This window comes from Lysinibacillus sp. FSL L8-0312 (assembly GCF_038003285.1).
Taxonomy (GTDB): Bacteria; Bacillota; Bacilli; order Bacillales_A; family Planococcaceae; genus Lysinibacillus; species Lysinibacillus fusiformis_D.
On record NZ_JBBOOV010000001.1, the window covers coordinates 4,240,342 to 4,252,587 of the forward strand.

Genomic DNA, 12,246 nt, shown 5'->3' on the forward strand with positions numbered 1-12,246 from the left:
ATGTGGAAAACAATTGTTAGAAGAGTAATTTTAATGATTCCTCAAATGTTTGTATTAAGCTTAATCATTTTTATCCTAGCAAAACAAATGCCAGGTGATCCTTTTACGGGGTTAATTACTCCAGAGACGGATCCTGCAAGAATTGAGGAACTAAGAATTCAAGCGGGTTACTATGACCCTTGGTATGTACAATATTACCATTGGGTAATCAATGCCTTTCAGGGTGATTTTGGACAAAGCTATACATATAAACTTGCAGTGTCCACATTGATTGGCGAGCGTGCATTAAACACATTCTGGCTCGCTCTACTTAGTACCATTCTCGTTTATTTAATAGCTATTCCATTAGGAATGATAGCTGGACGTAAACAGGATACTTTGTACGATAAGTCGATTACTCTGTATAGCTTTATAAGCTATGCAATACCGACCTTTGTATTGGGTTTAATCTTCTTATATATCTTTGGATACCGTTTAATGTGGTTCCCAACGAGCGGAACAGTCGATGTAGGTGTAGAGCCTGGAACACTCGAGTATTATTGGAATCGCTTGTATCATTTAATATTACCTGCAATGACGTATGCAATTTTAGCTACAACGACGATTATTCAATACTTACGTTCAGAAATTATCGATGCCAAGACACAGGATTATGTTAAAACAGCACGTAGTAAAGGTGTACCGATGAAAAAAATCTATAGAAGACATATTTTCCGTAACTCCTTATTACCAATTGCAGCCTTCCTTGGCTTTACAATTACAGGTTTATTAGGCGGCTCGATATTCATAGAGACAATTTTTGGCTTCCCGGGCATGGGGCAATTATTCATCCATTCCGTAACAAGTCGCGATTATAGTGTTATTACAGCTCTTGTTATGCTTTATGGCTTCTTAGCGTTATTAGGTAGTCTATTGTCAGATATCATTATGAGCATTGTTGATCCACGTATCCGCATAGACTAACAGCTAAATTGAACGCATAAGGAGAGGTGAATAAAATGGATCAAAAAAATGATGTAGTGAAAGTTGAAAGTACTCCACCAACAGGAATTCAAGTGGTTATACGTGAATTTAGAAAAGATAAATTAGCATTATTTTCATTTATAGGAATAACATTACTTATAATTGCGATATTAATTATGTCCTTTTTTATGAACCAGGATGAAATATTACGAATTAAATTATTAGAGCGCTTTACAGAGCCTGGCGTTAATGGATATATCCTTGGGGCTGATGAAGCTGGGCGTGATATGTATGGACAGCTTATTATCGGTGCGAAAAATTCTATTTTAATTGCAATTGCTATCACTCTTATTGCAAATGCTTTAGGGATCGCACTAGGTATAATAATGGGCTACTATGGTGGCTTTATTGATAATTTATTTATGCGTATCATTGATTTTCTTATGACATTACCGACATTAATGATTATCATTGTATTAGTTACAATTATTCCTAAATATGGTGTTTTAGAGTTAATTTTGATTTTAAGTGCCTTTCAATGGATAGGTACTGCACGTCTTGTTCGAAGTAAAGCTTTATCTGAAGGACGACGAGATTATGTAAGTGCCTCCAAAACAATGGGGACTAGTGATTTTGCCATTATGTTTAAAGGGATACTACCAAATTTAAGTTCGTTGCTAATAGTCGAGTTAACGTTGAACTTTGCAGGGAATGTGGGTATTGAAACAGGTCTATCATTTTTAGGCTTTGGTTTACCTCCTTCTACACCTAGCTTAGGGACATTAGTAAGCTATGCAACAAACCCGATAGTATTATCTACAAAATGGTGGATTTGGTTGCCCGCATCATTATTAATTTTAGTTTTGATGCTTGGTATAAATTATGTTGGTCAAGCGCTAAGACGTGCGGCTGACGCAAAACAACGATTAGGATAAAAGGGGAGGATTTACACATGAAGAAGAATTGGTTATTCCTATCCGTACTTTTTGCATTCATGCTAATTTTAGCAGCCTGCAATGGTGGTGGAGGCAGTGGGTCTGAAAAAGGCTCAGAAACAGATAATACAGAAAAGTCAGGTGAAACAGAAAAATCCGGTGAATCTGAGGCAACAAATGATTCGTTACTTCCAATGGAGGTAACAAATGAAGGAGAAGCAATTCAAGGTGGTACATTACGTGTAGGACTTGTAGCAAGCTCTCCATTCCAAGGGATTTTCAACTATGAACTTTATGAAGATGCCTATGACTCAGATATTTTAGCATTTATGACAAATTCAATATTTGACGTTGATGGTGACTTCCTTATTACTGATAAGGGCGCTGCAAAATTAGAAGTTGACACTGATGCTAAAACAGCAACAGTCACATTGCAAGGTGATTATAAATGGTCTGATGGTACACCAGTAACAGCAGAAGATTTAATATATCCTTACGAAATTATTGGACATCCTGATTATACAGGTGTACGTTACGATGATGACTTCAGAAATATTGTAGGGGCTGAAGAATATCATAATGGCAAGGCTGATACAATCTCAGGTATTACAAAAGTAGATGATAAATCAATTAAAATTCAATTTAAAAAAGTATCACCTGCAATTTATTATGGCGGGGATGGCTTATGGGGTTATGCAGAACCAAAGCATCAATTAGAGTCAATTCCAGTAAAAGATTTACTAGCTTCAGATGCAGTACGAAAAAATCCTGTGACTCTTGGCGCATTTAAACTTGATAAAGTTGTTAATGGTGAATCTGTACAACTTGTAGCTAACGAACATTACTTTAAAGGAAAGCCGAAAGTTGATAAAGTTGTAATCGAAGTTGTTCCACCAACTTCAATTGGTGAGGCGTTAAGAACAGGGAAATATGACCTAGCAACATCTTATCCAACTACTCAATTTGATAGTATTAAATCTTTAGAAAATATTTCTGTACTTGGTCGACCAGAATTGTCTTATTCTTATATCGGTTTTAAGTTAGGAAAATATGATACAACGGCAAAAGTAAACGTGTTTGATGAAAAATCAAAAATGAACAATGTAGAGTTACGCCAAGCAATTGCTTTCGCAACAGATGTTGAGGGAGTGGCTGAAAAATTCTATCAAGGCTTGCGTGTACGTGGGAACTCTTTAATTCCACCAGTATTCTCATTCTATGATGAAACATTAGAGGGTTACCATTACGATCCAGAAAAAGCGAAAGAGTTATTAGATAAAGCTGGTTTTAAAGATGTTGATGGTGATGGAATTCGTGAAGATAAAGATGGTAAAAAATTCTCTATTCGTTTAGCTTCTATGGCTGGGTCAGAAACGGATGAAGCAATTGTTGAATACTTCCGTCAAAATTGGAAAGAAGTTGGTTTAGATGTACAGTTAACAACTGGACGTCTTATCGAGTTCAATGCATTTTATGATAAAGTACAAGCAGATGATCCGGAGATCGATATGTTTATGGCAGCTTGGAATACAGGAACAAATCCATCTCCAGCGGGTTTATATAGTGTAGGTGCTGAATTCAACTTTAGCCGCTATGTATCACCTGAGTTAACAAAATTATTAGCAGCTATCGACTCAGAAGATGCTATGGATCAAGATAAACGCTCTAAAGCTTTCCGTGAATGGCAAGAATATATGAGTGATAAAGCAATGGTAGTTCCAACATTCTTCAGAACTGAAGTTATTCCAGTTAATAAACGCGTGAAAAATTACAATGTTGATTATGCAAATCTTACAGAGTTACAAGATATTGAATTAATAGCAGATGCTCCAATAAAATAATAGGTATCAAAGAAGCAGTCTTTCTTGATAGAAGAAAGACTGTTTTTTCAAAACCTATTTAAGGATGCTGTGAATGAAAGAAAATTAAAGAGGTTATAGAGTAGAAAAGTTAATAAAATTTATTGTAAACATTCAATAACAATTATGTAAGTCTGGTATAGATGCCTTTTATAGAGAATTACTTTATACGGGTTTAGACTACAGTTAAATGTGGGTATAAAATAAAGAAACTCCTATCACAGCTGTAAACTGCGATAGGAGTGTCAATTTTATCGATTAGCAACCCAAGTTTTTACTAAATCAGCAGTACCATAAACATAATGTTGGTCGCCTACTTCATGATAGGCTGCACTTTGGTCAACCTCTGTATGCTTGTACTGAATACGTTGACGGCGCTTCTCTGACATCGGATCAGGAAGTGGGATAGCTGATAATAAAGACTTTGTATACGGATGAACAGGATGATTGTAAATATCATCTGCTTTACCGATTTCCATGATTTTTCCACGGTACATTACAGCAATTCGATCACTGATGTATTTGACCATGGAAAGGTCATGGGCAATGAAAAGATATGTTAAGCCACGTTCTTTTTGTAACTCTTTTAATAAGTTAACAACTTGTGCTTGGATTGATACGTCAAGCGCAGAAATTGGCTCATCCGCAATGATGAATTTAGGATCTAGGCTTAATGCACGAGCGATCCCAATACGTTGACGTTGACCACCAGAAAATTCATGTGCATAACGATTCGCGTGCTCTTTGTTTAAACCAACAGCTTCAAGTAACTCTTGGATTTTCGCACGACGTACCTTTTTATCCTTGTAAAGGCCATGGATATCAAAGGCTTCACCAATGATTTCACCAGCTGTCATACGAGGATTTAAAGAAGCATAAGGATCCTGGAAAATCATTTGCATTTGACGGTTAAATTTCTTTAACTCAGTTTTAGATTTTTTTCCTTGGACATTCTCACCATCGAAAACAATCTCGCCACCTGTAATATCATATAATCGAATGATTGAACGACCAGTTGTTGATTTACCACAACCTGATTCACCCACAAGACCAAGTGTTTCGCCTTCATAAACATCGAAGCTAATACCATCTACAGCTTTGATCGGATTACTTGGTGAACCAAAATACTGCTTTAAATTTTTGATTTCAAGAATTTTTTTCGCACCAGCTTTAGTCATTTTCTTGTGCCTCCTTTGCTAAATACCCTTCAATACGTTTAGCAACTGCTTCAGGAAGAGGAATCTTTGGTGCATCAGGATGCAATAACCACGTTTTTGCAAAATGCGTTTCACTCACTTGGAACATTGGTGGTTCTTGTTCATAATCAATGGCCATTGCGAACTCGTTACGTGCTGCAAATGCATCCCCTTTAGGTGGGTTCGTAAGATCTGGTGGTGAACCAGGAATCGTGCGCAATAACTCATCCGTATCATTATCTAGATCAGGCATAGAACCTAGTAGACCCCATGTGTATGGGTGTTTCGGATTATAGAAAATATCATTAACAGTACCATACTCCACGATTTGTCCAGCGTACATTACGGCTACACGATCTGCAATGTTTGCCACAACACCTAAATCGTGTGTAATGAAAATGATAGATGTTTTTGAGTTTTTCTGGATTTCTTTCATTAGCTCTAAAATCTGTGCTTGAATTGTTACGTCTAGGGCTGTTGTTGGCTCATCGGCAATCAATAGCTTCGGATCAGCCGCAAGGGCGATGGCAATAACAACACGTTGACGCATACCACCTGAAAATTCATGTGGATATTGGTTATAGCGTTTTTCAGGGAAGGGGATACCTACCTGTGTTAAAAGTTCAATTGCACGTTTTTTGGCATCAGCTTTGGAAACTTTTTTATGTTGCAAAATTACCTCAGTTATTTGACGTCCGACCTTCATAGTTGGATTCAAACTTGTCATTGGATCTTGGAAAATCATAGCAATTTCATTTCCGCGTACTTTTGACATTTCTTTATCCGTTAACGGAACTAAATCACGACCATTAAATAAAATTTGTCCTGACTCATAAATACCGGGTGGCTGTGGAATTAGTTTCATTAACGCATTACTCGTAACACTTTTACCAGAACCAGATTCTCCTACTATAGCGAGTGTTTCACCCTCTTTTAAATCAAAGTTAACACCACGTACAGCACGGACAAGCCCTGCATAAGTTTTAAAGTTAATTTTTAAATCTTTTACTTCTAGAATTGTTTTACTCATTTCGGCCACCTCCTTATTTACGTAGTTTTGGATCTAGTGCATCACGTAAGCCGTCACCAACTGCGTTAAACGCAAAGATTGTTAGTGAGATAAATACCGCTGGGAAAATCAAGCGCCATGGAGCATTGGCAATGGCTTTATTTCCGTCAGAGGCCATTGTACCCCAAGAAGCTGTTGGAGCAGGAACTCCAAGACCAAGATAACTTAGGAATGATTCAGTGAAAATAGCAGATGGAATTGTTAAAGTCATCGTAACTAAAATAGCACCAAGAGCATTCGGAACTAAGTGTTTAATGATTAAATGGCCTGTACTAGCACCTAATGTACGAGCTGCAAGAACATATTCTTGGTTTTTAATAGATAATACTTCACCACGTACAATACGTGCCATGTTAATCCATCCAGTGATAGACAGGGCAATAATCATTGGGAATAGACCTGGTTGCATAACAACTAAAAGTACGATTACTACTAAAAGGTAAGGTACAGCTGTTAAAACGTCAGCAATACGCATCATAATGTTATCAACACGACCGCCTGCTAAACCTGAAATACTTCCCCAGATAACACCGATAATTAAGTCAATAATCGCCGCTGCAATTCCGATAAATAGGGAAATACGAGCTCCTTCCCAAATACGAACGAAAATATCACGACCTAGATCATCTGTTCCAAACCAAAATTGTGCAGATGGAGGTGCATTGTAAACACCTAGTTGATCACTTGATTTATACTGAGAAAGCATTGGTACGAAAATAGCCATTAAAATAACAATGATTAAAATAATTATCCCAATGATGGCCATTTTGTTATGAGAGAAACGGAGAAATACTTCTTTCCAAAAGGAAACTGATTTATCAGCTAATTTTTCCGTTGCTTCATGATTGCCACCAACAATTTTGAACTTATCTTTTTCAATTTGCTGCTGTGTCATTATTTTTTCGCTCCTTTCAGTTTAATACGCGGATCAATCACACTATATAGTATATCAACGATTAATACCGCAAATAAAAGGATGATGGAATAGAACACAGTCGTACCCATAATGACTGTATAGTCACGGTTTGTAATACTTTGTACAAAGTGTTTTCCAAGTCCAGGAATAGCGAAAATTTGTTCAACAATGAAACTACCTGTTACCACACCAGCTGTTAATGGGCCTAGGTATGTTACAACTGGTAAAAGAGCATTTCGTAATGTATGGCGGAAAACAACTGTCCATTTTCCAATTCCTTTGGCACGAGCCATTTTTACATAATCACTATTGTTTTGCTCAAGCATACTTGAACGTGTTAATTTTGCGATAAAGCCCATATGTGAAAATGCAATCGCAAGGGCAGGTAAAATGCTGTAACCGAATCCTTTCCAGCCACTAACTGGGAACAACCCTAATTTAAAAGATAAGAAATACTGCATTAAACCCGCTAAAATAAATGAAGGTACTGAAATACCTAGCACCGCAAAGGACGTTGCCAAATAATCCGGGAACTTATTATGGTATAGCGCGGAAACTACGCCAATTAAAACTCCAAATCCAACTGCTAATAGCATAGCTTCAATCCCTAATGTTAAAGACACAGGGAAACTTTCAGAAATCATATCATTTGTAGAACGCGCTTTATACTTCATTGACTCACCGAAATTGAAAGAGGCCGTATCGATTAAATAATCTTTATATTGAATATACCAAGGGTTATTTAATCCATACGTTTCGTTTAACTTCTCCTCGATTTGAGGTGGAAAATTACGTTCACTCGCAAATGGACTACCAGGAGCGAGACGCATTAAGAAAAACGTAACCGTTACGATGACGAAAAGCGCGAGAAGTATATACATCAGCCTTTTCAAAATATATTTAATCACATAAAACTCCTCCTTCTATTTGTCAATTGTCAGACAAATATATGCCTTCGTATTTTAAAAAGAGCTGACTCGAGCCTAAGAGACTACGAGGCAGCTCTCTTTTTATAGAGCTTAATTAAACAATAGAATTATTCAGTAATTTTAACATCTTTAAGTTGAATGATACCGATTCTATCTGGAGACATATTTTGTACTTTATCATCTTTAACATATAAGTTAGTGTAGTAATAAATTGGTCCAACTGGGAATTCAGTCATAGCAATTGCTTCAGCTTGTTTTAAGATTTCAGAACGCTTTGCAGTGTCTATTTCTGAAATAGATTGTTTTAATAAATCTTTATATTGAGAGTTTTCCCAACCAGTATCGTTATTACCGTTGGCAGCAGTATCGTACATTTCTAAGAATGTATAAGCATCGTTGTAGTCAGCAATCCATCCCATACGACCAACTTGATAGTCTAATTGGTTAAGTTTTTCTAAATATACTTGCCATTCAGAGTTATCAAGGTTTACTGAAATTCCAAGGTTTTTGCTCCAACCTTCTTGGATAAATTGAGCGATAGCAGCATGTCCTTCACTTGTATTAAATGAAAGGTTGATACTGATTTCTTTTGGATCAGAAATACCAAGCTCTTTCATTCCAGCTTCAAGTGCAGCTTTTGCTCCTTCAATATCATTGTCTTTATAATAACCACGGTCTTCTTCAAAACCAGAAATTGCAGATGGAACCATACCTAGAGCAGGCTTTTGTTCACCTTTAGTAACGTTATCGATTAAGCTTTGGCGATCAATTGCTAATGTTAAAGCTTTACGAATGTTAGCGTTTCCAGTAATTTTATCTTTTGTATTAAATTTGTACCAATAAATAGCTGCATAATCCTCAATTTGTAATGAGCCATCAGTTTTGAAACCATCAATTGCATCAAGTGCTACTGTTTGGTATGGAGAACCTAAGTAGTCAATTTCTCCATTTTTAAACATTGTTACTGCCGTAGCTTCATTCTCAACCATGCCTATATTAACTGTTTCAAGGTCTACATTTGCAGCATCCCAGTAATCAGTATTTTTCTTAAGAACTATTGAGTCACTGTGTTTCCAAGTATCTAAAACGAAAGGTCCGTTTGTTACATAGTTTTCACCAGCATCAGTGTACCATTCATCATTACCTTCAACTACTTTTTGGTTAACAGGTGCGTACGTTTTGAAAGCAGTTAATTCTAAGAAGTAAGCAGTCGGATTTGCTAATGTAACTACTAAAGTTTTATCATCTTCAGCTTTAATTGCTACATCATCAACAGCACCTTCACCAAGATTGTAAGCTTCAGCACCTTTAATTGGGTAGAATACAGAAGCATATTCCGATAGATTTTCAGGATTTAAAGCCCATTTCCAAGCATATTCGAAGTCACCAGCAACTACTGGATCTCCGTTTGTCCATTTTGCATCACGTAAATGGAAAGTGTAAGTAAGACCATCTTCACTTACGTCCCATTTCTCAGCCATTGCTGGAGTTGATTTACCTTCTTTGTCTGTACGTGTTAAACCTTCAAAAATGTTAATTAATACTGCGCTAGATGTAGAATCCGTCGCAAGTTGTGGATGTAAAGATGGTGGTTCAGAAGCTACAACTAGGTTTAAGTCTTTAGAAGCTGTCCCAGATGAACCAGAATCTTTTCCATCGTCTTTAGATTTTTCAGACGAATCTCCACCGAAGCCACATGCAGCAAGTACTAAAGAAAATACTGCAAGAACTGTTAATAATAAAAACTTTTTGTTTTTATTCATGTGAATCCCCCTTATACAATTTTTAAGCCTTTTGTGAAGCTCCTATTTAATATACCAAAAAAATCATTGTGCACAAAATAAAAAAGATTCAAATTTATATAGTATTATCTGACATTTAATAGAGTGATAAATTTTTCTGATTTATCACTCTAATGGAATAGAGTGTTTATATGATAATATTTTGATAATTATCTATTTTGAATATCAAAAATAAATCAAAAATAAAAAAATGATTTACTATACCGAAAATTCCTATTTTTTTGATAATATTATCGATATTTGAAAAATGAATCAAAAGTCATGGATGTAATACCTTGAGGGATTTGTATAGATTTGTAGAAAATCTGTGTAAAACTAAGTGAATTAGTTTCTTTTGGAGGTAATTTCTTGTAATTTATGATCGCGAAACATGATTATTTTTATCTATTAATGATATATAAGAAACTTGTTTTGTAATTTTCTAGGATTAACCAATTGTGGATAGGAACAAGAAAAAATAGAGCAAATCTATGAAAAAAGGTACCCATTCTAAGGAAATTTTGGGTTTAACGAGAAGTGAATGATGATAATTATATTTTTTTGAAATAATTTACTAGCTAACTGACTATACATGCATATATGCAATGCTAACCTATTTTATTCATCCATTAATTAATGCAAGTATTGCTTGATTTTTGACCATATTCTCCCAAAACAGCCAACTATGTCAATGATGTTTTTTTAAGGATGTCATTTGTCTTGCTGACAAGGATTGATTATGCAAATAATTACTAAAAATCTGATTTTTAATTGATTGAAACCGCCTTCATTAGCTTTTCAGAAAGATATGCTTCTGGATTCATGAGGATAATATGTATGAAAATTACAAAAACAGTGCTCTCATATATATGAAATGCACTGTTTTTTAAGTTAAAGTTTGAAATGATTGATTTGATTCTGTAAATCTAAGGACTTTTCACTTAGATCAGAGGCAACTTGATTTATTTGTTGCATCGTAATAGATTGCTCCTTGCTTGCTGTAGCTACGATTTGAGTATTGTCTGAGCTAGTTGAAGCACCATGAGCAATTTCTGCAACAGAGGCGGCTACTTGTTCGGCACTGGCTGAAATTTCTTCAGAAGTAGCTGATATATCTTCTATTTGATCTGTCATCGTATTAATCGCTTTTACGATTGATTCAAATGCTTGCCCTGCATGTCCAATGGTTTTTACACCCTCTGTGACAGAGTGAAGCCCATCGAAAACTGCTTTTTCTACATTATGTGTATCTTCCTGAATTTCCTGTGTTAATGTAACAATTTGATTGGCTGATTGCTTGGACTCTTCAGCTAGCTTGCGAACCTCATCTGCAACAACGGCAAATCCTTTCCCATGCTCTCCAGCACGTGCCGCTTCAATCGCTGCATTAAGTGCCAATAAATTCGTTTGATCGGTAATGGCTGTAATGACAGCTGTGATTTGACTAATCTCTTCGGATTGTTTGCTCAACTTTTGAACAAGGGTATTGATTACTTGTGTTGATTCATGAATTACATTCATTTGTTGTTGAGCTTCTTCTACTGTGTTATTGCCATTTGTCGCTAATTCAAATGTTGTAACAGCATTATGATGTAGTTGTTGAGTTGCTTCCGCTATACGTTGAACACCTACTGCCGTTTCATCCATAGCATGTGCGCTTTCGTTGGCTGCAACTGTAGCGGCTACAGCTGCATTAGCTGTTTCATTTATACGCATTGTAATCTCGTCTGCAGAGGTAGTGATTTCTTCAGTTGAGGCAGAAAGTTCTTCTACGGAAGCTGTTAAATGCTCTGCATTATCTTGAATATGGGTTAATAAATTTTTTATATTTCCCTTCATTTCATTAAAAGCTGTCGATAGCTGACCAATTTCATCCTTTGAATAGTGAGTAAGATTTTCATGAAACAATTCACCGCTGGCAATATGGTTAGCTGCTTGAACTACCGATTTTAAAGGACGAGAAATAGTGCGTTGTATGTAGAATATTAGGAAAACACCTAGGGCAATACCAATAATAATAGCAATGACAGAAATAATTTGAGAGTTGGATACTGCCTGTTTCGATTCTTTTGTCACCGTGTCAAGCTGTTGTTTTTGATAGTTCCCAATTTTATCTGATATGTCCTGTATATTTCTATTGGCTTGCTGTACGTCACCATTGACCTTTTGCAAAGCTCCTTCAAGATTACCAGCTTCAAATAGTGCCAGTGCTTCTGTTGCCGACTTGTTAAAAGCATCATTATATGTAGCTAACTCGTTTGCATATGTTTCCATTTCAGCTGAATCCGCTTTTTCCGTTATTGCTTCTACATGCTTATCTAGCATACTTGCATATTTTGTAAAACTCTCTTTATTTGCTGGATTGTCTTCAATGATAATGGCACGAATGAAAAGTCCTTGCATGGCCATTTCAAATTGAATATCATCTGCTAACTCTACAAGAGCGACATGTCCTTCTAATGCATTTTCAATCTTTTTTTCAATGTTTGAAAATAGCAGGAACATAATCATTAATGAAATGATTAGCGTGAGAATAATTGTAAAGAAACCAAAGCTTAATTTTTTACCTACAGACATGTGGATACGCCCTTTCTGATG

9 protein-coding genes are annotated in these 12,246 nt (G+C 36.0%); 3 read left to right on the forward strand and 6 right to left on the reverse strand.

Annotated elements, in window-relative coordinates; translation table 11 throughout:
- From opp4B to MHI22_RS21160, 3 genes are read left to right on the forward strand one after another with little or no spacing between them, the layout of a single operon-like run.
- Complete coding sequence (opp4B, locus tag MHI22_RS21150) at positions 1-963, forward strand: oligopeptide ABC transporter permease (protein ID WP_089931972.1); 963 nt, start codon at positions 1-3, stop codon at positions 961-963.
- A gap of 35 nt (positions 964-998) precedes the next feature.
- Positions 999-1,898, forward strand: a complete 900-nt coding sequence (locus MHI22_RS21155) for an ABC transporter permease (protein ID WP_036125031.1) — start codon at positions 999-1,001, stop codon at positions 1,896-1,898.
- Between the two features lie 17 nt (positions 1,899-1,915).
- Positions 1,916-3,739, forward strand: coding sequence for an oligopeptide ABC transporter substrate-binding protein (locus MHI22_RS21160; RefSeq protein ID WP_036125028.1), 1,824 nt, complete (start codon positions 1,916-1,918; stop codon positions 3,737-3,739).
- Positions 3,740-4,008: 269 nt separating this feature from the next.
- On the opposite strand, the gene MHI22_RS21165 is transcribed toward MHI22_RS21160, so the two are convergent.
- The 6 genes from MHI22_RS21165 to MHI22_RS21190 all read right to left on the reverse strand — a co-directional run bounded on the left by MHI22_RS21165 (position 4,009) and on the right by MHI22_RS21190 (position 12,225).
- Positions 4,009-4,935 carry an ABC transporter ATP-binding protein gene (locus MHI22_RS21165; RefSeq protein WP_036125026.1) on the reverse strand — a complete coding sequence of 309 codons (927 nt, stop codon included), beginning with the start codon at positions 4,933-4,935 and terminating at the stop codon, positions 4,009-4,011.
- On the reverse strand, positions 4,928-5,983 hold the full coding sequence (locus MHI22_RS21170; protein ID WP_058843482.1) for an ABC transporter ATP-binding protein: 1,056 nt from the start codon (positions 5,981-5,983) through the stop codon (positions 4,928-4,930). Before MHI22_RS21170 ends, MHI22_RS21165 begins: the two co-directional genes overlap by 8 nt.
- Positions 5,984-5,996: 13 nt before the next feature.
- Entirely contained in the window at positions 5,997-6,917 is a 921-nt protein-coding gene (locus MHI22_RS21175) for an ABC transporter permease (RefSeq protein WP_036125023.1), read from the reverse strand.
- Positions 6,917-7,846: an ABC transporter permease gene (locus MHI22_RS21180; protein WP_036125020.1), complete on the reverse strand. Its 930-nt coding sequence runs from the start codon at positions 7,844-7,846 to the stop codon at positions 6,917-6,919. Before MHI22_RS21180 ends, MHI22_RS21175 begins: the two co-directional genes overlap by 1 nt.
- A gap of 128 nt (positions 7,847-7,974) precedes the next feature.
- Positions 7,975-9,630 carry a peptide ABC transporter substrate-binding protein gene (locus MHI22_RS21185; protein ID WP_036125017.1) on the reverse strand — a complete coding sequence of 552 codons (1,656 nt, stop codon included), beginning with the start codon at positions 9,628-9,630 and terminating at the stop codon, positions 7,975-7,977.
- A 909-nt stretch (positions 9,631-10,539) separates the two neighbouring features.
- Positions 10,540-12,225: a methyl-accepting chemotaxis protein gene (locus MHI22_RS21190; RefSeq protein ID WP_340812638.1), complete on the reverse strand. Its 1,686-nt coding sequence runs from the start codon at positions 12,223-12,225 to the stop codon at positions 10,540-10,542.
- Positions 12,226-12,246: the final 21 nt, after the last annotated feature.

Bases quoted from the DNA above. Each gene is read 5' to 3' on its own strand.
- MHI22_RS21165 (WP_036125026.1), bottom strand. From the start codon at position 4,935: ATGACTAAAGCTGGTGCGAAAAAAATTCTTGAAATCAAAAATTTAAAG.
- MHI22_RS21175 (WP_036125023.1), bottom strand. From the start codon at position 6,917: ATGACACAGCAGCAAATTGAAAAAGATAAGTTCAAAATTGTTGGTGGC.
- MHI22_RS21155 (WP_036125031.1), top strand. From the start codon at position 999: ATGGATCAAAAAAATGATGTAGTGAAAGTTGAAAGTACTCCACCAACA.
- MHI22_RS21185 (WP_036125017.1), bottom strand. From the start codon at position 9,630: ATGAATAAAAACAAAAAGTTTTTATTATTAACAGTTCTTGCAGTATTT.
- opp4B (WP_089931972.1), top strand. From the start codon at position 1: ATGTGGAAAACAATTGTTAGAAGAGTAATTTTAATGATTCCTCAAATG.
- MHI22_RS21170 (WP_058843482.1), bottom strand. From the start codon at position 5,983: ATGAGTAAAACAATTCTAGAAGTAAAAGATTTAAAAATTAACTTTAAA.
- MHI22_RS21190 (WP_340812638.1), bottom strand. From the start codon at position 12,225: ATGTCTGTAGGTAAAAAATTAAGCTTTGGTTTCTTTACAATTATTCTC.
- MHI22_RS21160 (WP_036125028.1), top strand. From the start codon at position 1,916: ATGAAGAAGAATTGGTTATTCCTATCCGTACTTTTTGCATTCATGCTA.